25 protein-coding genes and 1 pseudogene are annotated in these 25,770 nt (G+C 70.6%); 11 read left to right on the top strand and 15 right to left on the bottom strand.

The window, feature by feature from the left end:
* Positions 1-12 precede the first annotated feature (12 nt).
* Complete coding sequence (locus H4J02_RS05075) at positions 13-342, bottom strand: AzlD domain-containing protein (RefSeq protein ID WP_187676012.1); 330 nt, start codon at positions 340-342, stop codon at positions 13-15.
* The gene (locus H4J02_RS05070) at positions 335-1,117 is read right to left on the bottom strand and encodes an AzlC family ABC transporter permease (protein ID WP_187676011.1); all 783 of its coding nucleotides are present in this window, start codon (positions 1,115-1,117) and stop codon (positions 335-337) included. Before H4J02_RS05070 ends, H4J02_RS05075 begins: the two co-directional genes overlap by 8 nt.
* Before the next feature lie 149 nt (positions 1,118-1,266).
* Between H4J02_RS05070 and H4J02_RS05065 the strand changes: the two genes are divergently transcribed.
* From H4J02_RS05065 to H4J02_RS05050, 4 genes are all read left to right on the top strand, one after another.
* Positions 1,267-1,686: a DUF1761 domain-containing protein gene (locus H4J02_RS05065; RefSeq protein ID WP_187676010.1), complete on the top strand. Its 420-nt coding sequence runs from the start codon at positions 1,267-1,269 to the stop codon at positions 1,684-1,686.
* Positions 1,687-1,730: 44 nt separating this feature from the next.
* A complete protein-coding gene (locus H4J02_RS05060; RefSeq protein WP_187676009.1) occupies positions 1,731-2,387 on the top strand; it encodes an NADPH-dependent F420 reductase in 657 nt (218 codons plus the stop codon).
* A 172-nt stretch (positions 2,388-2,559) separates the two neighbouring features.
* Positions 2,560-4,647 carry a nuclease-related domain-containing DEAD/DEAH box helicase gene (locus H4J02_RS05055; protein WP_187676008.1) on the top strand — a complete coding sequence of 696 codons (2,088 nt, stop codon included), beginning with the start codon at positions 2,560-2,562 and terminating at the stop codon, positions 4,645-4,647.
* Positions 4,648-4,668: 21 nt separating this feature from the next.
* Positions 4,669-5,229, top strand: coding sequence for a dihydrofolate reductase family protein (locus H4J02_RS05050; protein ID WP_187676007.1), 561 nt, complete (start codon positions 4,669-4,671; stop codon positions 5,227-5,229).
* A 94-nt stretch (positions 5,230-5,323) separates the two neighbouring features.
* Here the strand turns inward: H4J02_RS05050 and H4J02_RS05045 are convergent, their stop codons facing one another.
* The 3 genes and pseudogenes from H4J02_RS05045 to H4J02_RS05035 all read right to left on the bottom strand — a co-directional run bounded on the left by H4J02_RS05045 (position 5,324) and on the right by H4J02_RS05035 (position 6,675).
* Positions 5,324-5,581: a hypothetical protein gene (locus tag H4J02_RS05045; RefSeq protein ID WP_187676006.1), complete on the bottom strand. Its 258-nt coding sequence runs from the start codon at positions 5,579-5,581 to the stop codon at positions 5,324-5,326.
* Positions 5,582-5,657: 76 nt separating this feature from the next.
* Positions 5,658-6,265: pseudogene (locus H4J02_RS05040) on the bottom strand (GyrI-like domain-containing protein).
* A 50-nt stretch (positions 6,266-6,315) separates the two neighbouring features.
* Entirely contained in the window at positions 6,316-6,675 is a 360-nt protein-coding gene (locus H4J02_RS05035) for an iron chaperone (RefSeq protein ID WP_187676005.1), read from the bottom strand.
* Positions 6,676-6,763: 88 nt separating this feature from the next.
* Here H4J02_RS05035 and H4J02_RS05030 point away from each other — a divergent pair, with 88 nt between their 5' ends.
* A complete protein-coding gene (locus H4J02_RS05030) occupies positions 6,764-6,979 on the top strand; it encodes a KTSC domain-containing protein (RefSeq protein ID WP_187676004.1) in 216 nt (71 codons plus the stop codon).
* Between the two features lie 32 nt (positions 6,980-7,011).
* Here H4J02_RS05030 and H4J02_RS05025 read toward each other — a convergent pair whose 3' ends face one another.
* From H4J02_RS05025 to gatB, 4 genes are all read right to left on the bottom strand, one after another.
* Positions 7,012-9,777: a lamin tail domain-containing protein gene (locus H4J02_RS05025; RefSeq protein WP_262406225.1), complete on the bottom strand. Its 2,766-nt coding sequence runs from the start codon at positions 9,775-9,777 to the stop codon at positions 7,012-7,014.
* 101 nt (positions 9,778-9,878) lie between these two features.
* The gene (locus H4J02_RS05020) at positions 9,879-11,456 is read right to left on the bottom strand and encodes a DUF262 domain-containing protein (RefSeq protein ID WP_187676003.1); all 1,578 of its coding nucleotides are present in this window, start codon (positions 11,454-11,456) and stop codon (positions 9,879-9,881) included.
* A gap of 1 nt (position 11,457) precedes the next feature.
* Positions 11,458-12,210: a hypothetical protein gene (locus H4J02_RS05015; RefSeq protein ID WP_187676002.1), complete on the bottom strand. Its 753-nt coding sequence runs from the start codon at positions 12,208-12,210 to the stop codon at positions 11,458-11,460.
* A gap of 108 nt (positions 12,211-12,318) precedes the next feature.
* Entirely contained in the window at positions 12,319-13,929 is a 1,611-nt protein-coding gene (gene gatB, locus H4J02_RS05010) for an Asp-tRNA(Asn)/Glu-tRNA(Gln) amidotransferase subunit GatB (RefSeq protein ID WP_187676001.1), read from the bottom strand.
* 62 nt (positions 13,930-13,991) lie between these two features.
* Between gatB and H4J02_RS05005 the strand changes: the two genes are divergently transcribed.
* On the top strand, positions 13,992-14,636 hold the full coding sequence (locus H4J02_RS05005; protein ID WP_187676000.1) for a nucleoside/nucleotide kinase family protein: 645 nt from the start codon (positions 13,992-13,994) through the stop codon (positions 14,634-14,636).
* 73 nt (positions 14,637-14,709) lie between these two features.
* On the opposite strand, the gene H4J02_RS05000 is transcribed toward H4J02_RS05005, so the two are convergent.
* On the bottom strand, positions 14,710-15,687 hold the full coding sequence (locus tag H4J02_RS05000; protein ID WP_187675999.1) for an NAD(P)-dependent alcohol dehydrogenase: 978 nt from the start codon (positions 15,685-15,687) through the stop codon (positions 14,710-14,712).
* 77 nt (positions 15,688-15,764) lie between these two features.
* On the opposite strand from H4J02_RS05000, the gene H4J02_RS04995 reads away from it, so the two are divergent.
* Positions 15,765-16,439: a TetR/AcrR family transcriptional regulator C-terminal domain-containing protein gene (locus H4J02_RS04995; RefSeq protein ID WP_187675998.1), complete on the top strand. Its 675-nt coding sequence runs from the start codon at positions 15,765-15,767 to the stop codon at positions 16,437-16,439.
* A gap of 123 nt (positions 16,440-16,562) precedes the next feature.
* Here the strand turns inward: H4J02_RS04995 and H4J02_RS04990 are convergent, their stop codons facing one another.
* The gene (locus H4J02_RS04990) at positions 16,563-17,018 is read right to left on the bottom strand and encodes an SRPBCC family protein (protein ID WP_187675997.1); all 456 of its coding nucleotides are present in this window, start codon (positions 17,016-17,018) and stop codon (positions 16,563-16,565) included.
* A 214-nt stretch (positions 17,019-17,232) separates the two neighbouring features.
* On the opposite strand from H4J02_RS04990, the gene H4J02_RS04985 reads away from it, so the two are divergent.
* The 4 genes from H4J02_RS04985 (at position 17,233) to H4J02_RS04970 (ending at position 20,084) form a co-directional block, all read left to right on the top strand.
* Positions 17,233-18,141, top strand: a complete 909-nt coding sequence (locus tag H4J02_RS04985) for a hypothetical protein (protein WP_187675996.1) — start codon at positions 17,233-17,235, stop codon at positions 18,139-18,141.
* A 78-nt stretch (positions 18,142-18,219) separates the two neighbouring features.
* On the top strand, positions 18,220-18,672 hold the full coding sequence (locus H4J02_RS04980; RefSeq protein WP_187675995.1) for a MarR family winged helix-turn-helix transcriptional regulator: 453 nt from the start codon (positions 18,220-18,222) through the stop codon (positions 18,670-18,672).
* 147 nt (positions 18,673-18,819) lie between these two features.
* Entirely contained in the window at positions 18,820-19,476 is a 657-nt protein-coding gene (locus H4J02_RS04975) for an NAD(P)H-dependent oxidoreductase (RefSeq protein WP_187675994.1), read from the top strand.
* Between the two features lie 80 nt (positions 19,477-19,556).
* On the top strand, positions 19,557-20,084 hold the full coding sequence (locus tag H4J02_RS04970; RefSeq protein WP_187675993.1) for a hypothetical protein: 528 nt from the start codon (positions 19,557-19,559) through the stop codon (positions 20,082-20,084).
* A 50-nt stretch (positions 20,085-20,134) separates the two neighbouring features.
* Here the strand turns inward: H4J02_RS04970 and gatA are convergent, their stop codons facing one another.
* From gatA to ligA, 4 genes are all read right to left on the bottom strand, one after another.
* The gene (gatA, locus tag H4J02_RS04965) at positions 20,135-21,598 is read right to left on the bottom strand and encodes an Asp-tRNA(Asn)/Glu-tRNA(Gln) amidotransferase subunit GatA (protein ID WP_187676433.1); all 1,464 of its coding nucleotides are present in this window, start codon (positions 21,596-21,598) and stop codon (positions 20,135-20,137) included.
* A 35-nt stretch (positions 21,599-21,633) separates the two neighbouring features.
* Complete coding sequence (gene gatC, locus H4J02_RS04960) at positions 21,634-21,942, bottom strand: Asp-tRNA(Asn)/Glu-tRNA(Gln) amidotransferase subunit GatC (protein WP_187675992.1); 309 nt, start codon at positions 21,940-21,942, stop codon at positions 21,634-21,636.
* A 111-nt stretch (positions 21,943-22,053) separates the two neighbouring features.
* Positions 22,054-23,313, bottom strand: a complete 1,260-nt coding sequence (locus tag H4J02_RS04955; RefSeq protein ID WP_187675991.1) for an alpha/beta hydrolase — start codon at positions 23,311-23,313, stop codon at positions 22,054-22,056.
* Between the two features lie 159 nt (positions 23,314-23,472).
* A complete protein-coding gene (gene ligA / locus H4J02_RS04950) occupies positions 23,473-25,644 on the bottom strand; it encodes an NAD-dependent DNA ligase LigA (RefSeq protein WP_397420159.1) in 2,172 nt (723 codons plus the stop codon).
* Positions 25,645-25,770: the final 126 nt, after the last annotated feature.

Here is a 25,770-nt window from a genome sequence, read left to right as displayed (position 1 = left end):
CGTACTGGGCGGTCACCAGCCGAGCTGGGCGACCGCCCAGTACAGCGTCCACCACACGGCGAGACCCACGAGCAGGCCCACGATCATCTGCTTGCGCGCGAGTCGCCACGCGCCCCACGCCGCGAGCGCCGCGACGACGGATGGCGCGGTCGCCGCGAACGACAGCTCGCCTCCCGGCGCGATGAGCCCCGGGATGGCGATCGCGCCGAGCACCGCGGGGCCGACGAGCGGCAGGTAGCGCGCGATCGCGCGCGGTGGGCGGAGCTTCTTCGACACGAGGAAGAGGGCGCGCGTGAGGTAGGTCGTGACCGCGCCGAGCAGGATCGCGAGGGCGTCAAGCATGGCGGGGCCCCGCATCCGCCTCGGGGGCGTCGCTGCCGGGGGCGTCCGCATCGCCGCTCCCCGTGAGGCGCAGCACGATGCCTCCCGCGAGGAGGCCCGCGGAAGCGCCGACGAGGGTCGAGAGGCCGAGCGGCAGGGCGCTCGCGAGGAGCGCCGCGGCCCCACCCACGATCGCCGCGACCGCGCCCGCGGAGTCCTTCACGAGCGGCAGGAGCAGCAGCAGGAAGGTGAGCGGCACGGCGAGCTCGAGCGGGATGTCGTCGGGGATGAGGCCGCCCACGAGCACACCGACCGCCGTGAGCGTCGTCCAGCCGACGAGGCACGTGAGCCCCGCGGAGAACACGTACCCGTACTGCTCGCGCCTCGCGCCGGCGCCGCCCGGGCGCTCGAAGCGCGCGATGACGAGCGCGTAGATGGGGTCGGCGAGCAGGAACGCGCCGAGCATGCGGAGCCCGCGTGGCCACGGCGCGAGGTGCGGCTCGAGCGACGCGCTGTAGAGCAGGTGGCGCGCGTTGATGACCGTGATCGTCAGCACGACGAGAGCGATGCTCGCCCCCGCGCCGAGGAGCTCGATGCCCGCGAGCTGCGCGGCGCCCGCGAAGATCACGACCGACGACGTGATGATGAGCCAGGGCTCGACGCCCGTCGTCGCGAGCGCCGCACCCATCGCCACCCCGAACGGGATGTACGCCGCGATGAGGAGGCCCGCGTCGCGGGTCCCCTGCAGCAGCGCCGCGCGCACGCGGTCGTGCTCGTCGAGCAGCGGGGAGGACACCCGCACACTCTCGCACCGGCTCACGACATCCGCGAGGGCCGATCCGAGCGAGGTGGCAGGTCGGCAGCGTGGTGCGTCGCGTCGTGGGCCGACGGGTCTAGCATCGGCGGCATCCGATCCCGCCCGGGGTCCGTCGAAGGAGACGAGCGATGACCGTTCCGGAGATCAACTACATCGCGGTGCTGCTGGCCACCCTGTCGAGCATGGTGGTCGGGGCCGTCTGGTACACGCCGAAGGTGTTCGGCAACTACTGGATGAAGCAGTCGGGCATCGACCCCGACAGCGGCGCACCCTTCCTGCGGCCCATGATCGTGACGGTGCTCGTGAGCTTCGTGACCGCCTGGGTGCTCGCGGGGGCGGCCTACATCTCGTACGAGTTCTACGGCGGCAGCTTCCTCTGGAACGCGGTGCTCACGGCCGTGATCCTGTGGGCCGGGTTCACCGCGGCGCGCTTCATCACGCACGACCAGTTCGACCGGCGGCCCGCGGGGCTCACGCTCCTCAACTGCGCGCACGAGCTCGTGACGGTGCTCATCATGGCGGTCATCATCGGGGTCTGGCCCGCCTGAGCCGTGCGGGGAATGCGGGGCCGCGCGGCCTCGTTGCAGCCCGCATGACGACGTTCGGCATCATCGGAGCGGGCAACATCGGATCGCAGCTCGCTCGGGCTCTCACCTCCCGAGGCCACGACGTGGTGATCGCCAACTCCCGCGGGCCGGAGACGCTCGCCGACCTCGTGGCGGAGCTCGGCCCGCGCGCCCGGGCGGCGACCGCCGTGGAGGCCGCGGACGCGGCGGAGGTCGCGATCGTGACCGTCCCGTTGCGCGCCTACCATGACGTGCCGGTCGAGCCGCTCGCGGGCAAGATCGTGCTCGACACGAACAACTACTACTGGGAGCGCGACGGCCACATCCCCGAGCTCGACCGCGGAGAGGCGACCGTGTCGGGGCTCCTGCAGGGGCACCTGCCGCGATCGAAGGTCGTCAAGGCCTTCAATCACATCGGCGCGAACGACATCACGACGACCGGCTCCCCCGCCGGGACCCCCGATCGTCGCGCGCTCGGCACGGCATCCGACTTCCCCGAGGCGATCGAGTTCGTCACGCACCTGTACGACGAACTCGGCTTCGACACCGTCTCGGCGGGCGGGCTCGACGAGTCGTGGCGGCTCGAGCGCGACCGCCCCGCCTACGTGATCCGGCAGAACGCCGACGAGCTGCGCGCGAACCTCGCGGCCGGGTTCCGCGTGCGCCGGGGCGACGCGGCGTAGGACTTCGGCGCGGCGCTGACAGGCTCGGCGGGCCTGCCGGCTGCCCGGCAGCCGTGGAATCGGCGGATCCGGCCTGTAGTTCCGACGTCGGCGCCCCGGATGACCCCAGAACGGGCGCTGCCCCCGACTGGCCGATGAGCGCAGGATGGGAGCACAACAGCAGGGGGAACGCGTGTCGGGAGGGGACTCCGCCGCGCGCGAGGCGAGGAACGCCCGCGCGATCGCGGATGAGATGCGCCGTCAGGCTCACGTCTACGAGCAGATGGCGTTCAAGTTCGAGGCCGCCGCGGCGAGCGAGCACCGCCTCGAGCAGACTCTCGCTCCGTTGCAGTCGCAGGGCTTCCACGTGCTTCCCGACCGTCGTTGGCCGGGCAGCACCCGTGCACAGGTCGACTTCGTCGTCGTCGGCCCCTCGGGCGTGTTCATCGTCGACGCGAAGACGTGGAAGGACGTCCGCATCGAGAAGCACGGACCCGAGCACCGGGTCTACCAGGGTGACGACGACGTGACCGACCGTTTCGCGGGTCTCGCCGACCTCGGCGTCACGACCGAGCAGCTGCTCGCCGAGATCGGACTCGCGCCGACCGAGGTGCACACGCTCGCCGTCTTCACCAACCGCCGCGACATCCGCGCCGGCGTCATGGGGGTCGAGCTCATGTCGGAGGGCGCCGTCGTGGAGCGCATCCTGTCGCGCGGTCGACGGCTGTCGCAGGTAGACGTCGAACGCGTGCTCGTGACCGTCATGACCCATTTCCCGCCCTACACGGCCGGCGCGGGGGCTCCCTCCGTTATCGTCACGGCTCCACCCGCGCCCGCACGTGACGAGCCGGTCGAGCTCCTCACGGTCGCCGAGATCAACGCGGCCGCCTTCGAGGGCCTGTCGCGCGAGCCGATCGAGTCGTGGATGGCGTTCCTGCACCCCGAGCAGGCGAAGGTCGTGCGACGCACCTTCAACGGCCCCTGCCGCATCCGGGGTGCCGCGGGCACGGGCAAGACCGTCGTGGGCCTGCACCGCGCCGCGCACATCGCGCGCACGCGGCCCGGCAAGGTGCTCGTGACGACGTACGTGCGCACGCTCCCGGATGTGCTGGGTGCCCTGTTCGAGCGGCTCGCCCCCGAGGTGGCCGATCGCGTCGACTTCGAGGGGATCCACGCGCTCGCCGGGCGGATCCTCAAGTCGCGCGACGTGCGGTACACCCTCGACGGGAGGAAGGCGAAGGCGGCGTGGGAGCGCATCTGGCGGGCACACGGCAGCGCCGTCGCCGCGATCGATCCCGACGAGCGGTACTGGCGCGAGGAGATCGCGAGCGTCATCAAGGGTCGTGGCCTCTCAAGCCTCGCCGAGTACGAGAACTGCGCGCGTGTCGGGCGCCAGCGCGCTCTCGGCGTCGCCCAACGCGCCGCCGTGTGGACGCTCTACGAGCACTACGCCGCCGAGCTGCGGCGTATCGACGTCTGGGACTTCGAGGATCTCATCCTCGCCGCCGAGGCCTCGCTTCGGCACACGCCGCTCGAGGAGTACAGCGCGGTCGTCATCGACGAGGCTCAGGACCTGTCGTGCGCCATGATCCGGATGCTGCACCTGCTCGTCGGAGACGGCCCCGACGCGTTCAACCTCATCGGCGACGGGCAGCAGTCGATCTACCCCGGCGGCTACACCCTCTCCGAGCTCGGCATCTCGATCGCGGGACGCGGCGTCGTCATGGACCGCAACTACCGCAACACGCTCGAGATCGCGCAGTTCGCGTCGAGCATCGTGCGCGAGAACTCGTTCGTCGACATCGAGAGCGGCGCACGCGGCACGGCGGATGCGGCCGAGTTCCTGCGGCGCGGCGCGAAACCGAAGGTCGTGCGCTTCTCGTCGAAGCAGCGCCACGATGTCTCCGTGGTCGACCATGTGCGCTCGCTGCTCGAGGATCCGAGTGTCGCCCTCGGCGACATCGGAGTGCTCGCGATGTACCGCTACCACGTCACCGATCTGCTGACGGCGTTCAGGGCCGCCGGCATCCCGGCCGTCGACCTCGAGAATTACGACGGCCGTCCGACACAGGCAGTGAAGGTCGGCACGATCAAGCGCGCGAAGGGGCTCGAGTTCAAGTTCGTGATCGTCGCCCGCACTCCCCTCGCGCTCATCGACGGGATGCCACCCGGTCGGCTCGCCGACTCCGAGCGCGAACGCCTCGAGCTCGAGCTGCGCGAGCTCTACGTCGCGATGACGCGGGCCCGCGACGGCCTCTGGGTCGGGGTTCTCGCCGCCTGACATGATGTATACGCTGTCCACATGGCAGCGCCGCTCATCTACTTCTCGACCGTGTCGCTCGACAACTACCGCGAGGATGCCGACGGCCGCTTCGACTGGAGCACGCCCGACGACGACATCCACTGGTTCGTCGACCGGCTCTTCGCCGACAGCACGCTGCACCTCTACGGGCGCCGCAACCACGACGTCATGCTCTACTGGGACGACGTCGACGAGTCCGAGCTCGAGGGGCCGATGCTCGAGTGGGGTCGCTACTGGAACCGCGTCGACAAGGTCGTCTACTCGACGACGATGACCGAGACGCCGATGCGGCGTGCCGAGCTGCGCAGCACGTTCGACGTCGCCGAGGTGCAGCGGTGGAAGGCGGAGGCGGAGGCGCCCGTGCTCATCGGGGGCGGCATCCTCGCATCCGAGGCGGCGCGCGCGGGGGTGCTCGACGAGGTGCACCTCATCGTGATGCCCGTGCTGCTCGGCGGCGGCACACCGTACCTCGACCACGGCATCCGTCGCGAGCTCGAGCTGCTCGACGAGCGCCGCTTCGCGGGCGGTGGCGTCTATCTTCGCTACGCGCTGCGCGGTTAGCTGTCGATCGACGGGCCGCTCGATCGTCAGCTGACGCCCTCACCGAATGCGTGCCGGGCGCACTGCACCCCCCGCCGCGGGCGCCGCGGGGCACCTACGCGCGGGACGCGGCGCGGCGGCGGATGAGGCGATACACGACCCAGGCGAACACGACGAGCGCGCCGAGCGAGGCGAGCAGAACGCCGAGCGTCGGGTCGGGGCCGGTCGGGTCCTCCTGCGCGAGGCCCGTCGCCTCGACCGTGCCGTAGGCACTGAAGTCGGATGCGGCGCGCTGGGTGAGCAGGATCACGACGCCGGCGATGGCGAGCAGAGCGCCCGCGATGAGTGCGCCGTAGTCGGCGAGAACCTTCACGTCTTCCTCTCGATGTCGCGGCCTGGTCGCGACGACACAAGGTATCGCATCCGCCCCTCACCGGGGAAAACGGGCTTCAGGCCACGGGCTGCCGCAGGATGGTGCGCAGCTTCTCGGGAGCGGTGCGCCGCAGGTCGCTCAGGTAGATCTCGTGGTGCGCGCCCGTCATCGTGAGGCCGTTCGCGGGGATGAACTCGTCGTGCAGGCGCGCGAGCACGGGTCCCTCCGCGTCGAAAGGCCCTACATGGAGCGTCTGCACGCAGCGCCCCTCCTCGAGGGTCTCGAAGCGGATGTCGCCCAGACGCGGCGGGGCGCCCTTCTTCTCGACCGTCGCGCGGGCGGCGTCGACGAGGGCGTCGTCGATCCAGTCGGGCTGGAGGATGAGGAGCGTCCAGCTCCATGCCGACTTGTCGCGCGCCGTCGTGAACGCGGCCATGTCATCCGCCCACCACAGCCCCTCGAGGGGCATGACGACGTAGTCGCGCCCAGCTCGCGCTTGCTCGCGAACTTGATGGCGTAGGCGAGGGGGAAGAGGGCCTCGACAGCCTCGGCGAAGACCGCCGTGTTGGGGTCGCCCTCGCCGTCGATCATGAGGTAGCGCTGGGGCGGCACGTCGAGGATGCGGAACTCGCCCCCTTTCGCACGGTACGCGTCCGTCTTCTTGAGGTCGATCTTCTCGGACATGGCGGCACGGTATCGGACGGTGCCGACGTTCGTGAATGACTCTCGCCGCCCTACCCAGCTGGCCGCCGCACCTCGACGATCGCGCGTGCGACGCGCCGGATGAGTTCGTCCGGGAGCGGGTCGGCGTGCTTCAGCACGAGCGAATCCTTACCCGAGCGCAGCGGCGCGACCTCCGTCTCGAGCGGCTCGGGCAGCGTCGGCACCGGGTAGAGCCCGATGTGCTTCCTCCACCCCGCGTAGTGCAGCGCGTACCGCCCGCCGAGCATGACGGCGGCGATGCCGTACCGCATCCGCTCCTCGCCGCCCGGCACCTCCGCGAGGATCGCGGCCCGCACCCGCCGCATCCGCTCCTGCACCGAGGGCTCGAATCCCGCGAGGTACGCCTCGACCGCGGCGGCTCCGTCACTCATGGGGCCATGATGCCGGTGTCTTGGGTCGCCGTCGAGTGACCTGCGCAACCCTCTATCCCCCACGCTCCCGCCCGAGCACCATCGCCTCATGCGCTGGATCGAGACGCCCGATTCCTCGACGATCGCCGCCATCCGCTACGACCCGAGCCGCGAGCTGCTCGACATCCGCTTCACGAACGACCGCACCTACCGATACTTCGGCGTGCCGGAGTTCGTCTACCGCGCTTTGCTGCGGGCGGACAGCAAGGGCCGGTACTTCAACGAGATCGTGCGTGACGGGTACGAGTACGAGGAGCTCGAGTAGGTCTCGCGCGACGCAGGCCAGCAAGCGGGGCGCTACTCCACCTGTGGAGCGCGCTGGCGCAGCAGCACGAACCCCGCGCCCGCGATGAGCAGCAGCGCCGCGAGCGCGAGCCCCGCATCCGTGGCGGCCCCATCCGCGCCTGTGGCGCCGAGGGCCGCGGGCTGCACCGTGATCGCGAACCAGCCGATCACGGTGCCGTCCGCGTCGAGCACCGCGATGCGGTGGGCCCCCGCGGCGAGCGTGGCCGGCAGCGTCAGTCGGATGGTGCCCGCCGCGCTCACGGTGTGGGTGCCGAGGTGCACGGGGGTGGAGAACACCCACCCGTCGACGCGGGTGCCCGCGCGGTCGGCGCCGACCGTGACCGTGATGGTCGAACCGGCGCGGGCCGTCGATGGTCCGGTGACGCCGCCCTGCGTGGCAGGCGTGAGCTCGCTGTCGGCGGGGGCCGTTGGCGCCCCGCCGCCGGAGTTCCCCCCCTCGCCCGGATCGCCGTCGCCGTCACCCGTGCCCGGCAGCGGGGTGCACCGCACCGAGCCGACGCGCAGCGACACGCCGTCGGTGTTCGCGTCGTCGGCGTAGTACACCGGCTTCTGGCCCGACACGCACGCCGACTGCGGCGCGAGCGCAAAGCCCTCGTTGGCGTAGTTGGCGGATGCCGCGGGCCGCGCGTAGCGGTGGGTCACCTCGTAGGCGCCCGACGCCCCGATCTGCAGGGTGGCCGTGCGGCCGTCGCACGCCTCGTCGCACACCGCCCACAGCAGCTGCGTCTCGGGCTCGTAGTCGACCTCCATGGCGCCGGGGGTGTCGATCGTGGCGATGCGCGTGAAGCCGCTGCCGGTGAGGTCGAGCACGTAGGCGTACACGTCGCCCGTCTCCTCGAGCGCTACGAAGAACACGCCCGCTCCGTGGTTCGGGTAGAGCGCGGGGTCATAGCGCTGCCCCGTGGCCTCGTCGAGGAAGCCGCGGGAGGTGAGCACCGCATCCGGGATCCAGGTGATGCCCTCGAGACCCGAGTTCGCGCCGATCGTGCCGACGGTGGCGGTGAGATCGGCGCCGAGGTTCCACTCGTTCGTGGCGGTGAGGGTAGTGCCCGTGCCGCTCACGTCGAAGCGCAGGATGGAGGGGCGGCTCGTGGAGCTCGCCGCGCTCGAGCGCTCGGTGGCCACATAGACGCCGCCCGCGGAGCCGCCGTCGGCCACCGTGACGCCTTCGGCATCCGGGGCGGTGGAGCCGTCGGGGTAGGCGAGCTGCTTGCCCTCACCCCATCCGCTCGCACCGTTCCAGGCGCCGCCCGCGCCGGGGGCGAGCTTAGAGAGCACACCGGTGCCGTTGGTGACCGCCCACAGGATGGGGTCGCCGAGCACGGGGGTCTCGTAGTCGAGGCCGGAGAGGTCGCCCGAGAGGGGGATGTCGGTGGGCACGGCGGTCAGGGTGGTGCCGCCGGGCCACACCTCCACTCCCGGCTCCGGGTCGGTTCCGGGGTCGGTGGTGCTGCAGTCGTTGGCGAGGCCCTTGGTGGAGGCGCCGGAGTCGCGGAAGTCGCCGGTGCCGTTCGGGCAGCGCGCCCAGGTGACGGATGCGTGGCCGGGCCAGGTGGTCGTGTCGACCACGGTCGTGCCGTCGGGCGCGAAGAGGGTGACCGAGTCGCCGGAGCCGAGCCCGAACCCGAGCGCGTCCTCCTCGATCACGAGGTAGCCGCCCGACTCGATCGTGGTGCCCGCGGGGAACGGCACCGCGGTGTGACCGGTGTCGTTGTCCCGGATGCGGTAGCCGGTGAGGTCGGCGGCGTGGTCGGTGTCGAGGTTGATGAGCTCCACCCAGTCGCCGGGGGTGCCGCCCGAGGACTCGACCTCGTTGATCTTCACGTTCGCGGTGGCGCCGGGGTCGGTGCCGGGGTCCGTGCACTGGTTGGCGGCCCCCTTGGTGGCCGCGGTGGTGAGCGCGAACTCGCCCGACGCATCCGGGCAGCGGCCCCACGACGGCGCCGCGTGGGTGCCGGTGGGCCAACTGGTGGAGTCGAGCAGGGTGGTGCCGTCGGTGTCGTAGAGGCGCACCGAGTCGCCCTTGCCGAGGCCGAACGCGAAGTGGGTGCCGTTGTCGAGCACGAGGTAACCGCCGGCCGCCACCCAGGTGCCGGTAGGGATCGTGTAGGGGTTCGCCACGTCGTTGTCGCGCACGACGAGCCCGCCGGCATCCACCGGCACGTCGCCGGTGTTCACGAACTCGATCCAGTCGCCGGGGGTGCCGCCGTCGCTCACGGCCTCGTTGATCTTGAGGGTGGCGGCGGCCTCCGGGCACGCATTGGCGGCGCCGGGGGTGGATGCGGTGGTCTGCACGAACGCGCCGGTGCCGTCGGCGCAGCGGCCCCAGGTGTAGGGCGCGTGGCTCGGGCCCCAACTGGTGCCGTCGACGAGCGTGGTGCCGTCGGGCAGGAACAGCCGCGCGCTGTCGGCGGCGCCGAGCCCCACCTTGTTGGGGTTCTCGTCGACGACGAACTTGAGGTACGCCCCCGGCGCGATGGTGGTGCCCGCCGGGATCGCCTTCGTGCGCGGCTCGCTGTCCATGAAGATGTAGCCGCCCACATCGACCGTCTCGGTGCCGGTGTTGTAGAGCTCCACCCAGTCGGCGGGCGTGCCGCCGTTCGACTCCACCTCGTTGATGACGACGGTGGGGAGGGGGGCGGCGCTGGCCGCCCGTGCTGCGGCGACGACGCCGGATGCGGCGAGCGCGGTGATTGCGGATGTCGCGAGCAGCATGCGCAGGAGTGCGGGGGTGAGCATGGTGGTGCTGCGGTGCATCGGGGTCCCTTCACGAGCGGCGCTGATTCAGCGCCGAAGCGCAGAGTGCACTCGACAGGGAAACGTCAGTGAAACTCGCGACAAACTCCTACCGCAAGGCTCTATGACTCGTCATCGGTACCGAAGAACAGCTCTTCCTCGCTCACGTCTTCGGTGGAGACGATCGGAATTCGCTCACCAATCCAGCCGCTCGCGGCCGAGATAAATCGCTCAAGTCGCCTGTTCAGCGCCAGTTCCATGTCATAGAGGTCGAGCAACGCGCCGAACTGCAGGCTCTCTGGCAGCCGAATGGACGTCTTGCCCTCGACGCGCGCGAGATAGAAACCCATCGTTCGTAGATGAAGCGGAGGCTCCATATGGCGCGGGTCGTCCCGACTAAAGAGGGAGACCGCTCTCACTGACCCATAGTCCAGTTCACCCTGAAGCGCGGGCAGGGCTTCTTTACCGAGCGCGTTAAGGAAAGTCCGATGGAATGCACCTTGCTGACCTCTCGTGCTTTCGATCGCGAGCTCGCGAACCACACGCGGCGGCGAAACAATGGGATCGATGCGCGCTCGAAGCATTCGGAAGTCGGCAACTGCCGAGGTATTTGATCCCTCGTCGTAGCGCCGGCCAATCGCCGTAGACCAGTACCAACGCTCGATGAATTCGTACTCATCGAGCAATTGCACGTCATAATCAACCGCCGCGAGGACCGGAAGCATGGCCTTGTATGGCAACCACGCGGGGTCAAGTACGCCCAGCCGCGACATCAAGAAGTCGATCGCTGCCTCAATGTGTGCAATTGCTGCATGCCATCCGTCCTGAATCGCTGGTCCCGTCAACTCAAGAACAGCGCTCTGCCTAACGTCACCCCTATTGCGCAGCGCCAGAGTCGTTAGAACTGGAAGGCCATCATCCTGGAGGAAGCGCCGCAGGGAATCGTTGCGAAGCAACGCGTCATCCCAAAGCGCTCGAAGATTGAATCCGGGCGCAAACGACTTTGCAACCATCAGATCAAAAGCCCCAAGCTTAATTCCAGTTCGATTCACCCGCTCAAATATTCGAGCGACCGCCTCGGGCCCAGCGTCGGTGCCAATCAGCACAGCCGGAACCCGATACTGGTTAATCCCTGAGAGATGTGTTCTGTACTTCGACGTGATCTCCTGAACTCGAGTCGAGTCCTCCGCTTCAAGCGCAGCGTCTCGCCACGAGTAGAAGGCCTCGGCCGACTCGAGAGCGTGGACGGGCAGATAGCCCGCCTGCGCCTGGTGCGCAGGGTCTTCCGGCCAGTCCGTCTCGCGTATTGCAACGATCGCCTTGTCCAGATCGTCAATTGAGTTAAGAGGCAACTCGTATCTGACGGCATACTCAAACCCGCCCTTACTTCGGAGCGCGTGATATAGAGCCGTGAGTCGTTGCTGGCCATCGAGAACCACAAGATCGATCGCATCGGATACTTCCGGTGCACCGGTGAAAGGCCGAGGATCGTAAAAGTCCCGGTCGGTGTCACCCTCGATTAGCAACAGGCTGCCCAGCGGCCATCCGCGCAGGACGGTTCCGATCAGAGATCGCACGTCCGCGACAGTCCAGTCGAAGTCCCGCTGAAAGTTCGGGAGCACGACGGAACCGTGCTCGATGCCGTCAAGCAAGACAGTGAGATCAAAGTTCTCGGCCCTGGTTGGCTTCTTCATCGCCATGTCAACTAACCCACACTGGCGGGTCGGCGACCGCGGCCTTTGAACTCGAAAGCACTCGTTCTACCCAAGAGTCAATGTCCGTTCCCGTCGACCTGTCAATCGAGACGACAACACCGCCGAGCCCTGTTCGGTGCGCCGCCGGCTCGATCCCGATCAGGCATCGCTGGCTACTTACGCCGAAGAAATTGCTCGGCGGGGCCCCCATCCAGTGAATAGTTAGCTTGGATCCGTTCGAGATCGATTCAGACCTCCACCGACGTTCTAGCTCGGCCGCGGCTGCCAACACCTCAGCGCGGTACGCCTCGGAATCCTTTCCCAGGACAAGTGCCATCGCGTCGGATACGGCGCCGGGTTCCGGGAAGGCAATCTCGAATTCACTCGGCTTGGACTTGGCCGACTGCACTACTTCGTCGATATCCCGAGCAAGCCAGGAACTGGGTTGCACTACAACCATCCAGATAGCGCCGCCATCCCTGTAGAAGTCGGCGAAGTCTACTTTGCCCTCCGGCAACATGTCTCTCAGGCCAAGATCGGTGACACGTCGACTGAGACCCGCCGCATTCCGGATGTCCTCCGCGAGGATTGGCTTAAGCAGAATTTCGGAGATAAGAAGCGCTAGTGCGACCGACACGAATGCTGAAGCGATCCCAGACAGGGCCCCCTGGGCCGCGCCTTGTTCATTGGCCGACCATACAAAGCCACCGACGGCGAGCGCAGCAAACACTACGATGGCGGCCACAATCCAGCCCGTCACCGATGACGAAACATGCTTTGCCAAGTAGTCTCCAAAGGCTCTGGGTAGACCATAGTGGCGCCTATCAGCCTCAGGCGAATCACCTCGACGCTCAAGCAACCTTTCCGGCTACTCCGCCGTCGCCCGCTCCAGCACCAGCTCGCGCACGCGCGCCGCATCCGCCTGGCCGCGCATGGCCTTCATGACCGCACCGATCACGGCGCCCGCGGCCTGCACCTTGCCGTCGCGGATCTTCTCGAACACGTCGGGCTGGGCGGCGAGGGCCTCGTCGATCGCGGCGATCAGGGCGCCGTCGTCCGACACGACCTTCAGGCCGCGAGCCTCGACCACCTCGGACGGGCGGCCCTCCCCCTCGATCACGCCTTCCAGCACCTGGCGGGCGAGGCGGTCGGTGAGGTCCCCCGACTCGACGAGCGCGATGAGCTCCGACACGTGCAGCGGCGACACGAGCTCGCCCGGCTCCACCTCGCGCTGGTTGGCGATGCGGGCGATCTCGCCCGTCCACCACTTGCGGGCCTGGGCCGGCGCCGCACCCGCGGCCACCGTCTCCTCCACCTCGACGAGCAGGCCCGCGTTCTTGACGTCGCGGAACTCGTTGTCGGTGAAGCCCCAGGCCTCCTGGAGGCGGCGACGGCGCACGGCCGGCGACTCGGGCAGGGCGGCACGCAGCTTCTCGATGAGCTCCGGCGAGGGCTCGATCGGCAGCAGGTCGGGCTCGGGGAAGTAGCGGTAGTCGTCGGCGTCCGACTTGGGGCGACCGGCGGAGGTGACCCCGCGGTCCTCGTGCCAGTGGCGGGTCTCCTGCGTGATCGTGCCGCCCGCGGCGAGGATCGCCGCCTGGCGCTGGATCTCGTAGCGCACCGCACGCTCCACCGAGCGGAACGAGTTCACGTTCTTCGTCTCGGTGCGGATGCCGAGCTTCACCTCGGGGTGCGGGTTGATCGAGGCGTCGAGGTGTGCGGGGGCGGTGGTCTCGAGACGCGTGCCGCCGTCCGCGGCTCGCTCCTCGACCACCTGAGGAGTGCGCGGGCGCAGCGACACGTTCGCGTCGCAGCGGAGGTTGCCGCGCTCCATGCGCGCCTCCGAGATGCCGAGCGAGCGGGCGATCTCACGGATCGTCGACACGTACGCCTTCGCCACCTCGGGCGCGCGGTGCTCGGTGCCGAAGATCGGCTTCGTCACGATCTCCACGAGCGGCACGCCCGCGCGGTTGTAGTCGACGAGCGAGTACTCGGCGCCGTGGATGCGGCCGGTCGCGCCCCCCATGTGGGTGAGCTTGCCGGCGTCCTCCTCCATGTGGGCGCGCTCGATCGGGATCGTCACCGAGGTGCCGTCCTCGAGCTCCACGACGAGCGAGCCCTCGAAGGCGATCGGCTCGTCGTACTGGCTGATCTGGTAGTTCTTCGCGAGGTCGGGGTAGAAGTAGTTCTTCCGGGCGAAGCGGCTCGACGGGGCGATCTGGCATCCGAGCGCGAGGCCGAGCGAGATCGAGTACTCGATGGCCTTCTCGTTCACCACGGGCAGGCTGCCGGGCAGGCCCAGGCACAGCGGCGTGATCTGCGTGTTCGGCGGGGCGCCGAAGCCGCCGGGCGCGGCCGGGTTGGGCGCGTCGCTGAACATCTTCGTGGCGGTCGACAGCTCGACGTGCACCTCGAATCCGAGCACCGGCTCGAACAGCTCGAGCGCCTTGTCGAAGTCCATGAGGTCGGGCTTGGCCATGTGTTCGATTCTAGGCGCGTGCGGATGGGGCGCTCGCCCCGAGCACCTGGCATCGTGGACGCGTGACCGAGAGCCGACCGACGGATGCCGCGCATCCGTCCCCGAGAGAGCTCGCCGACCGCGCCCGGCGGCTCGCCGACGACCGCGGCGCACGCGTGCTGATCGGCATCGCGGGGGCACCCGGCGCCGGCAAGTCGACCCTCGCGGAGGCGCTCGTCGCGGAGCTCGGCGCCCGCGCAGCCCTCGTGCCGATGGACGGCTTCCACTACTCGCAGCACGTGCTCGGGCTGCTTGGCCGCGCCGAGCGGAAGGGCGCGCCCGACACCTTCGATGCCGAGGGGCTCGCGGCGCTGCTCGCGCGCATCCGCACCGCCTCCGGCCCCGTCTACGCGCCCACCTTCGACCGCTCGATCGAGCAGCCCATCGCCGCCGGCACCGTCGTGCCCCCGAGCTCCGACATCGTCGTCGTCGAGGGCAACTACCTGCTGCTCGACGACGGGCCGTGGGCGGGCCTGCGCGAGCTGCTCGACGACGCGTGGTTCATCCGCGTCGCACCCGAGGAGCGGATGCGGCGCCTCGTCGAGCGGCACATGCGCTTCGGGCGCACGCGCGAGGCCGCCGAGGCGTGGGCGAACGACGTCGACGAGCCGAACGCCCGCCTCATCGAGGCGAGCGCCGGGCGCGCGGACGTCACTCTGGCGTTCTGAACCCCGTGAGCACCACCCAGACGGTGAACGCGCTCACGAGCAGGCTCACGCCGATCGGCGAAGAGCGGCGCGCTCATCGCGCGTCCTGCGGGAGCACGACGATGTTGCCGACCTTGCGGCCAGAGTCGATCCGCGCGTACACCTGCGCGATCTCGTCGAGCGGGTGGCTCGCCTCGATGAGCGGTGCGAAGACGCCGTCGGCCGCGAGCTGCAGCACGCGGCTCAGGTGCTCGGGCTTCTCGGATGCGGGGCCCGCCTTCACGTTCCCGCGCGCGCCGATCGTCTGGCCGAGGCTCGCGACCGCGAGCAGCAGCGCTCCCCCGTCGGCGAGCAGCGGGCGACCCGTCGCCGGGCTCAGGTTGCCGACCGCGTCGAGCACGACGTCGAACCGCTCACCGGATGCCGCGAGCGCCTCGAGAGGCGTGCTGCGGTAGTCGACGGCGCGGTCGGCGCCGAGGCCGCGTACGAAATCCGCGTTGGCGGCGCTCGTGACCGCGGTGACGTGGGCGCCGAGGTGGTGCGCGAGCTGCACGGCGGCGGAGCCGACGGCGCCTGAGGCACCGTTGACGAGCACACGCGCCCCTTCACCCCGCTCCGTGAGGGCCGCCTTCGCATCGAGGTAGTCGAGGGCGGTGCTGCCCCCGAACAGCACCGCGGCTGCGGCGTCGAAGCCCAGCCCGTCCGGCGTCCGCCGCGCACGCGCCGCCTTCACGCGCACGTACTCGGCGTGCGCGCCGCAGCCGGCCCCCGTCATGCCCGCGACGCGATCGCCGACCGCGAGCTCGGCGACCCCGGGGCCGAGCACCGCGACCTCCCCCGAGAACGCGACGCCGAGCACCCGCACCCGGGGGCCGCGGATGCCGATCGCGAGCCGAGCGGGCAGCGCGAAGCCGGGAGGGAACTCGCCCGCCCGCATCCGCGCGTCGCCGCTCGTGACGGCCGCCGCGTGCACCCGCACGAGCACCTCGCCCGGCCGGGGCTCGGGGGTCGCAACCTCGACCACCCGGGCCACCTCGGGGGGCCCGTACCTCTCGACGACGACCGCGCGCATCCGCTCTCCTTACACCTGTAAGCCTGACGGCCGATACGCTAGCCTTACATGCGTAAGAACACAAGCGGGAGGTGCGGATGGCGGGCACGACACGGGCTCCGCGCGAGCCCCTCACGCGCGAACGCATCATCGACGCGGCCGTCGCGGTCGCCGACGAAGCGGGTCTCGCCGGCGTCAGCATGCGCAGCGTCGGACGGCAGCTCGGCGTCGAAGCGATGTCGCTCTACCACCACATCTCGGGCAAGGAGCAGCTGCTCGACGAGCTCGCCGACTGGGTGTTCGCGCGCTTCCGCGCCCCCGGTCTCGACGACGGATGGCGTGAGGGCACCCGCGCCCGCGCGGTGTCGATGCGGGAGGTGCTGAGCGCCCACCCGTGGGGGCTCGGCCTCGTGGAGTCGCGTCGGGCCGCCGGGGAGTCGACGCTCGCCTTCCACGACGCCGTGCTCGGCAACCTGCGGCGGGGTGGGCTCGGCGTGACGCTCGCGGCGCACGCGTTCTCGCTCGTCGACGCCTACGTGTACGGGTTCGTGCTCACCGAGCAGCGCCTCCCGATCGCACCCGGGGAGAGCGTCGAGGCCTACACCGAGGAGCTCGCCATCGCTGCCGAACGCTACCCGCACATGACCGAGATGGTGCAGACGATGATCGCCGGGCGCGACTACAGCTACGGCGACGAGTTCGAGGTCGGGCTCGAGCTGATCCTCGACGCGTTGGAGGCGCGGCACGCGGCGGAGGCGCGGGGCGGGGCTTAGGCCGGGCGCGCTGGGCGGCGGGGGCTCCCGAACGCGGAGAGGCGGCATCCGAGGCCCCCCAACGGGCTCGGATGCCGCCTCCGCTACCACGACGCGACCGCGGTCGCGCCAGGCCCCGGTGCGTCAGTTCTCGACGTCGCCGCGCCAGGCACCGGTCTCGGTGCCGCGCTTCTCGATGAACTCCTTGAAGTTCTCGAGGTCCTTCTTGACGGCGTGCGTGCCCGCGCCGACCCACGAGCCGACCGTCTCGAGCGCACCCTGCGGCTCCCAGTCGATCTGCGCCGTCACGCGGCTCGAGGTGTCGCTCAGCTTGTGGAACGTCACGACGCCCGCGTGCTCGGTGTCGCCGCCGATGCTCTTCCAGGCGACCCGCTCATCCGGGTGCTGCTCGGTGATCTCGGTGTCGAACTCGCGCTCGGCACCGCCCACGTTCACCTTCCACCGCACGTGCGTGTCGTCGAGCTGCGTAATGCTCTCGACCTCCTGCAGGAAGTGCGGGAACGACTCGAACTGCGTCCACTGGTTGTAGGCGGTCGTGACGGGCACGTCGACGTCGATGCTCTCGGTGATCTGAGCCATGTTGTTCTCCTTCGGTCCGTATCCATTCGACGGGAGGGGGGCGGATGTGAACAGCCCGTTGACAGCGCGGGGTGCGGCGGTTAGGGGGCTCGGCGGTCAGCCCGGGCGGTCCGAGTTGGAGGGCGCGACGCGCCTATGCCAGTCTGGCTGCGGACCCGTCAACCCACCCGCAGCCGGCCCCCGACGCGCAGCACTACGACACTCGAGGAAACCCGTGCACTCCCGCTCCCTCCGCGCTGCGCTCGCTACCGCCGCCTTGCTGCTCCCCGCCGTATCCGGAACCATCGCTGCAGCTCCCGCCACCGCCGCGCCCGCCGCGGCCGACCCCGAGTACGCGGGCTACAGCTCGGAGTGGTTCACCGGCACGCTCGCGACTGCGTCCGCCGCCGGCACGTACGCACTCGGAAGCGACGTCGTCGCCCCCACCGAAGTCGTCGGGATCGACCTCGACGCCGACGGCCGCGGATACGCGATCGACTTCACGCCGCATCGCCTCCTCCGCGTCGGCATCGGCGAGGCGCCCGTCGTGATCGGCGGCCTCACGCACCTCGGCCTCCCGTCCGACTGCCGCGGGCTCGACTACAGCGGGGGCGTGCTCTACGCCTCGTGCCGGAACAACGGCACCGGCGATCCGTACATGCTCGCGACCGTCGACCCGACGAACGCCACCCTGACCCTCGTGACCGAGCTGCCCGTCGAGACCGCCGCGATCGCGCTCGACCCGCTCTCGGGCGACTGGTGGCTGTTCGCACACGCTGGCGGCCTCTACATCTACGACGGCACGACCGTGAACCACGTCACGAGCACGCTGCGCATCTGGGGCGCCGACTTCGACGCCACGGGTCGGCTGTGGGCGACCCCCGAGAGCCCCGGAGCCTCGCTCAACGGCCGCACCGTGATCACGATCGTGCCGGATCAGACCGCCGGCCACTGGTTCGAGTCGCTCACGGTGCGCACCCTGCCCGCCGTCGCGCCGCCGCCGGCGGCGGAGCCCGAGCCGACCCTCGCCGAGACCGGCGCCGACACCTCCTGGCAGCTGACGATCGCCGCGGTCGTCGCACTCCTCGCGGGCATAACAGCCGTCTTCGCCGCCCGCGCGCGCCGCCGAGTCGCCGCATGCTGACCACCGCTCCTCACACGCTGAGCGACCCGACAGTGTCAACCGGTTGACAACTGCAGTGTCAACCAGTTAACTCATCGCATGCAGCTCATCGGACAAGGCATCGCCGTCACCTTGCACGAGCTCGTCTACCGCATCGACGGCTTCGCCGAAGAGCTCGTGCGCGAGCACTTCGGCATCAGCTACAGCCAGTACCACTTCCTCGCCGTCACCTCGACGCTCGACGAACCCGACGTCACAACCCTCGCCGAGTGCCTCATGGTGTCGAAAGCCGCCGTTTCCAAACGGCTCGACGGGCTCGTGAAAGACGGCTGGATCGAGCTCGGCAGCGACCCCCACCACGCCCGACGCGTCATCGTCAACCTCACCCCGACCGCACAACGGCTCGTCGGCGACGCCACCGCCATGCTCGAACGCGAGTTCGCGGCCGCCCTCCACGAACTCCCCGCCGGCGAGACCGACGAACTCAACGAACGACTCCGCGCCATCCTCGACATCTTCATCCGCAAAGCCGAAACGCCACCCGGCAGCTGACCACCGGGCAGCCAACCGCCCGACCCAGCCGAAACGCCCGCACGCCGCCGGACCACTCCGGCGGTATCCGGCGCGCCTGCGGCCGCCCACACCCACGGTCCACCGGCACCACCCCGCACGCACCACCGCACACGAGAGGACACCCCCATGACGCTCACGAGCCCGACCGACACCGGAACCGCCACGACGAACCACGACCCTCGCCGCATCCTCGTCGTCATCGGCCACCCCATCGCCGGCAGCCTCAACCACGCCCTCGCCGCCGCCTACGTCGAACACGCCCGCCCTGCAGCCGAGGTGCGTGTGCACGACCTCGCCGCCATCCGCATCCCCCACACCGACGCGCGGGAGCAGCTGCGCGCATGGGACGGCGACACCACCCCGCTCGAGCCGGTCGTACGCGAACTGATCGACGACCTCGTATGGGCCGAACACGTCGTCATCCTCTTCCCGCAGTGGTGGGGCACCTACCCCGCCGCCCTCAAGGCCTACCTCGACCGCGTCGTGCTCTCCGGGGTCGCCTTCCGCTACCGCACCGGCCAGATCCCCCGCCGCCTGCTCGCCGGACGCACCGCCCGCATCCTCATGACCGCCGACGGCCCCGCCTGGTGGAACCGGATGCGGTACCGCAACGCCGCCGAGACCTCGCTCGCCCGCGCAACGCTCGAGTACTGCGGCATCCGCGTGCGCGGCATCACGAGGTTCATGAAGGTGCGGTTCTCGACCCCGGAGCAGCGGGCGGGCTGGATCCGCGAAGCTGGCCGCCTCGGCGCACGCGACGCGGCCCACGCCCGCCGCCGCTGACCGGCACACAGCGCCTCCCGACGTCGCCCACGGGCCGATAGGCCCTGCCGCCGGGCCCACCAGGCGAGGAGGGTCGGAACATGGAACAGCCCTCCGCCTCGCCCGGACCGCGCACCGCCGAAGAGCCGATGGCGTTCACCCGCGGGGAGCTCGCGCGCGGAGTGATGGCCGCGTGCGTGGCCTTCGGGCTCGCGACACCGGTCGTCGCGATCATCGTGCTGCTCGCGTTCGACTCCACCTACGCCACCTTCTCGCTCTACCTCGTCGCGACCGGGTGGCTCATCGGGATCGTGCCCACCACGACGCTCGCCGGCTTCGCCTTCGCCCCGCTCGCGCGACTCGTCGGGCGACGACTCACGCGCGAGAAGCGACGGTGGCCGCACGTGCTCAGTCACGCCGCACTCGGGGCAGCCGCCGCGGTCGTCATGGGCGCGCTCGTCGGGCTGCTGATCGGGGCCACCTCGTGGCGCGGCGATGCGCTCCAGGGGGCGACTCTCGGATTCTCGGCGGGCGCCCTCGCCTCCCCGCTCGCGGCCGCGGCCGCCGCGTACGGGTGGTGGTTCACCGCCCGCCGGGCGTTCGCGGACGACCGAGCGGCCGCTGAGTGAGGCGGGGGGCGGGTTTCGATACGCGCCGTTGGCGCTACTCAACCAGCGGGTCAGGCGAGCGACGGGGCCTGGGCGAGGAGGGGGCCACCCCACTTCGCTTCGAGCAGCTGCTCGAGCGCCGCACCCACGGTGTAGAGCCGCGCGTCCTCACGAGCCGGCGCCATGAACTGGATGCCGACCGGCAGCCCGTCCTCGGGTGCGAGACCCGAGGGCAGCGAGATGCCGGGAACACCCGCGAGGTTCGCGGGGATCGTCGTGAGGTCGTTGAGGTACATCGCGAGCGGGTCGTCGACCTTCGAGCCGAGCGGGAACGCCGTCGTCGGCGCCGACGGCGTCGCGAGCACGTCCACCTTCTCGAAGGCGGCCGAGAAGTCGCGCTGGATGAGCGTGCGCACCTTCTGCGCCGAACCGTAGTAGGCGTCGTAGTAGCCCGCCGAGAGGGCATAGGTGCCGAGGATGATGCGGCGCTTCACCTCGTCGCCGAAGCCCGCCTCGCGCGTCGCCGACATGACGTCCTCGACGGTCGGCTGGCCGTCGGGCGTCACCCGCAGACCGAAGCGCACCGAATCGAACTTCGCGAGGTTGCTCGACGCCTCCGCGGGGAGGATCAGGTAGTACGCGGCGATCGCGTACTGGAACGACGGGGCCGAGACCGGCACGAGCTCCGCGCCCTCGGCCTCGAGCAGCGCGAGCGACTCCTCGAAGCGCTGCACGACGCCGGGCTGGAAGCCCTCACCGCCCGCGAGCTCGGTCACGATGCCGACACGGAGGCCCTTGAGCGCACCCTCGCGCCGACCGGCGCGTGCGGCCTCGGCGAACGACGGCCACGCATCCGGGATCGACGTCGAGTCGTGCGGGTCGTGCCCGCCGATGACGTCGTGCAGCAGGCCCGCGTCGAGCACCGTCCGGGTCACGGGGCCGACCTGGTCGAGCGACGACGCGAGCGCGATCGCGCCGTAGCGCGAGACGCCGCCGTAGGTGGGCTTCACACCGACCGAGCCGGTGACGGCCGCCGGCTGGCGGATCGAACCGCCCGTGTCGGAGCCGAGCGCGAGCGGGGCCTCGAACGCCGAGACGGCCGCGGCCGAGCCGCCGCCCGATCCGCCGGGGATGCGGGTGAGGTCCCACGGGTTGTGGGTGTTGCCGTAGGCCGAGTGCTCGGTGGAGGAGCCCATCGCGAACTCGTCCATGTTGGTCTTGCCGAGCGGCACGAGGCCGGCCGCGCGCATCCGGGCGACGACGGTCGCGTCGTACGGCGGCACCCAGCCCTCGAGGATCTTGGAGCCCGAGGTGGAAGGCATGTCGAGCGTGCAGAGCACGTCCTTGATGGCGACGGGCACACCGGCGAGACCGGATGCGGTGCCCTCGGCGCGCTTCTTGTCGATCGCGGCGGCGGTGTCGATCGCCTGCTCGTTGATGTGCAGGTACGCGTGCACGGCGCCGTCGACCCCGGCGATGCGGTCGAGGTGCGCCTGCGTGACCTCGACGCTCGACACCTCACCTGCGTCGAGCATGGCCGCGAGCTCCGCGGCGGACTTGGTGACGAGGCTCACTGCTCCTCCCCCAGGATCGAGGTGACCTTGAAGAAGTCGCCGTCGCGCTCCGGTGCGCCCGCGAGCGCCTCGTCGGGCGTGAGCGTGCGGCCGACGACGTCGGGACGCGTGACGGTGCCGAGGGCGATCGGGTGGCTCGTGGCGGGCACGTCGGGGGTCGCCACCTGGCGCACGGTGGCCACCGCGTCGACGATCTGGCCGAGCTCGCCCGTGAGGCGCTCCACCTCCTCGTCGGTCAGCCCGATGCGCGAGAGGTGCGCCAGGTGGCGCACGAGGTCAGGGGTGATCTCAGACACGCCCTCCATCCTACGAGGGCGTGCGCGGGGCCCCGGTCACGGGGGCGACGACCGGCGCGGTCCGCGGATGCGCGGTCACCGGATGCGCGGTCACCGGATGCGCGGTCACCGGATGCGCGATCAGCGGATGCGCGTGTGCGCCCGCGCGAAGTCCCCGCGCGAGTGGTCGGGCCCGATCACCTGCGCGCCCTCGCCGATCGCGATGAGCGCGAGGTTGCGCAGCGACATGCTGCCGCGCGCGAAGTAGTCGTTGTGGGTGACGGCCCCGCCGAGCGTCTCCCCCGTGGCGGGGTCGACCCCGGGCGCCACCGAGAACAGCTTCGCCCCGTAGGCGCGCGACGCGGGCTGGCTGCCGAAGACGCCGGATGCGGGGATCGGGTCCCACTCGGCCGCCCCGACCCACACGTTGCCGCCCGTCACGTGCAGTTCGGACGCGTGGCGTGCGGGGCTGCCGGGCGAACCGACGACCGCGAGGGCGTCGACGTTCACGTCGTGCTCCTCGAGCGACAGGAGCGCGGCGGTGGAGCCGTAGGAGTGGGCGAGCACGGCGAGGTGCGGCTGGTCGTCGCCGCGCTCGGCCCGCAGCCCCTGCAGGGAGGCGGTGAGCGCATCCCGCCCCTCGCGTGCGAGCTCCATCGAGGCGACGTTGACGAGGCTGGGGGTGGTGTAGCCGATCCACGCGACGGCGGCGACGGTGCCGCTGCGTCCGGCGGCGGCGAGGCGCCGCTCCTGCTCGTCGACGAGGTCTTGCGCGGTGGCCGTCCACGCCTCGATCTGCGCGTCGACGCCGAAGAACATGCCGGGCACGAGGTAGGTCACGTAATCGGCGTGCGAGACGTCGCCGACCGCGACGATCGCGCGCCCCTCGCCGGTGACGTCGAGCCCGATGAGGCGTCGGTCCTCGCCCGCCTCGAGCGCCTGCTCGACCTCGCGCAGCATGTGGCGGCGCGCCTCGAGCTCCTCGCGCTCGGCGCGTCCGATGACGCCCCCGAGTCGCGTCTCGAGCTGCTCATCGGCCGCCTGGAGCACGTCGCGGTTGGCGAGGTCGCGGGCGCGGTACGGCACGCCCTCCAGGTTGCCGACGAGCTGCGGCGCGAGCGAGCGCAGAATGCCGCGCCCCGAGGCGGGCGCGCTGTCCCACCAGGCGGCGACGGCGGATGCGCTCGGGGGCGACGCGAGCATCGTGCGCACGGCATCCGGGTTGGCCTGGAGGAACGCGCGCACGTCGCCGCGCGGCATCGAGTCGAGCCGGTCGAGGAGCGCGATGCCCTGCAGGGCGTCGATCGGGGTCGAGGGGCCGCCCACGGGGTCCGACTGCAGGTAGGCGGGGGCCTCGCCGACCACGCTCCAGGGCACGCCGACGGCCCCGGTGTGGGTCACCGGGGCGACGAGCAGCAAGGCGATCTCGAACAGCTGTTTGCCCTTCCCAGTAGCTCACAGCAGCGGATGGGGCATTCTACCGTCGGCATGCACCCCTCACGGAGGTCGGAAACCTGACCGTTACTTAGACAACGCCGAGAGCGGGCTGAAAACGGGCTCTCAACCGAGGATCGAGGGCCCCTCCGCGAGGAAGCGGCTGAAGTCGTCGGCGTCGACGATGGGCAGGCCGAGGTCGGCCGCCTTCGTGGCCTTCGAGCCCGCGCCGGGTCCGATGACGACGAAGTCGGTCTTCTTGCTGACGCTCGACGCGGGCTTGCCGCCGGCGCGGATGACGGCCTCCTGCGCCTCGTCGCGCGAGTGCTCGGGCATCGCGCCGGTGACGACGATCGTGAGCCCCGAGAGCGGACCGTCGACGGCCGCCGCCTTGCCCGGTCCCGGATGCCCGGGCGTGGCCCACGGGACGCCCGCGGCCGCCCAGCGCTCGACGATCTCGACGTGCCAGTCGACCGCGAACCAGTCGAGCACGGCGTCAGCGATGATGCCGCCCACGCCGTCGACCGCCGCGAGCTCGTCGCGGCTCGCGGAGCGGATCGCGTCGAGCGAGCCGAACCAGTCGGCCAGAGCGCGGGCGGCGACCGGCCCGACGTGGCGGATGTTGAGCGCGACGAGGAAGCGCCACAGCTCCTTCGTCTTCGCCTTCTCGAGCTCGGCGAGCAGGGTCTTGGCGACCTCCGACGGGCCCTCCACGACATCCTGACCCTTGCGCGCGTGCTGCACGATCTTGCGGAACGGGGCGCGCACATCGAACGAGCCGTCGGGCAGCACCTTGCGCTCGCCCGTCTCGGCGTCGCGCACGACGACCTCGATGGGCATGAGCTGCTCGAGGGTGAGGTCGAAGAGGCCCGCCTCGGTCTCGAGGGGTGCGCCGACCTCCGCCTGCGTGAGCGCGGCGGCGCTCACCTCGCCGAGGCCCTCGATGTCGAGCGCGCCGCGCGAGCCGATGTGCTCGACGCGGCCGCGTACCTGGGCGGGGCAGGCGCGCGCGTTGGGGCAGCGCAGGTCGATGTCGCCCTCCTTCGCGGGGGCGAGGGGGGTGCCGCACTCGGGGCAGTTCTCGGGCATCACGAACTCGCGCTCGGTGCCGTCGCGCAGCTCGTCGACGGGGCCGAGCACCTCGGGGATCACGTCGCCGGCTTTGCGCAGCACGACCGTGTCGCCGATGAGCACGCCCTTCGCCTTCACGACGTCCTGGTTGTGGAGGGTCGCCTGCCGCACCGTCGAGCCCGCGACCCGCACGGGCTGCATGACGGCGAACGGGGTGGCACGGCCCGTGCGACCGACCGAGACGACGATGTCGAGCAGCTTCGTCTGCACCTGCTCGGGCGGGTACTTGTAGGCGATGGCCCAGCGGGGCGCGCGGCTCGTGGCGCCGAGCTCGTCGTGGAGGGCGAGCTCGTCGACCTTGACGACGATCCCGTCGATCTCGTGCTCGACGTCGTGACGGTGCTCGCCGTAGTGCTCGACGTAGGCGAGCACCTCGTCGATGTCGGCGCTCACCTTGCTGTAGGGCGTCGTGGGGAGGCCCCAGCCCTGGAGGATGTCGTAGATCTCGCTCTGCGCCGAGACGGGCGGGTCGGGCCACGCGCCGATGCCGTGCACGTAGAGGCGCAGCGAGCCGATGCGCGCGAGCGCCGCCTCGAGCTCGAGGCCGTCCTTCTTGTCGAGCTGCTGGCGCAGACCGCCGGATGCCGCATTGCGCGGGTTCGCGAAGGCGGGGAAGCGGCGCGCGGCTCCCGTCTCGGCCTTCTCGCGGTCGAACTCGGCGTTCCGGGCGGCGGCGCGCTGCTCGGCCTCGGCCACGACGCGCTCGCGCAGCTCGGCCTGCAACGCGTTGAGCTCTTCGAACGACTTCACGGGGATGAAGACCTCGCCGCGCACTTCGACGATCGCCGGGTGGTCGGAGCCCGAGAGCCGCTCCGGGATGTCGGCGAGCCGCAGCGCGTTCTCGGTCACGATCTCGCCGACGCGGCCGTCGCCGCGCGTGGCCGCCGACGTGAGCACACCGTTCTCGTAGCGCAGGTTGATGGCGAGGCCGTCGATCTTGAGCTCGGTGAGCCAGTGCACCTGCCGACCCGCGGCGGTCTGCGTCTTGACGCACCAGTCGCGCAGCTCCTCGGCCGAGAACACGTTGTCGAGCGACAGCATCCGCTCGGCGTGCTGGATGGTGTCGAGACCGCCCGCCTGCACTCCCCCGCCGACCGTCTGCGTGGGCGAGTCCTGGCTCTGCAGCTCGGGGAAGACGCGCTCGAGCTCCTCGAGGCGGCGCATCATCGCGTCGTACTCCGCGTCGTCGACGAGCGTCGTGTCGCGCTCGTAGTACGCCTCGCGCAGCTCGATGATGCGGGCCGTCAGCGCCTCGGCTTCGGCGTGGGCGCGCTGGAGCGTCTCGCGCGTCTG

This window comes from Protaetiibacter sp. SSC-01, from assembly GCF_014483895.1.
Classification (GTDB): Bacteria; Actinomycetota; Actinomycetes; order Actinomycetales; family Microbacteriaceae; genus Homoserinibacter.
Note: the sequence above shows the minus strand (reverse complement) of the source record. Positions and strands in the feature narration are given on the sequence as shown.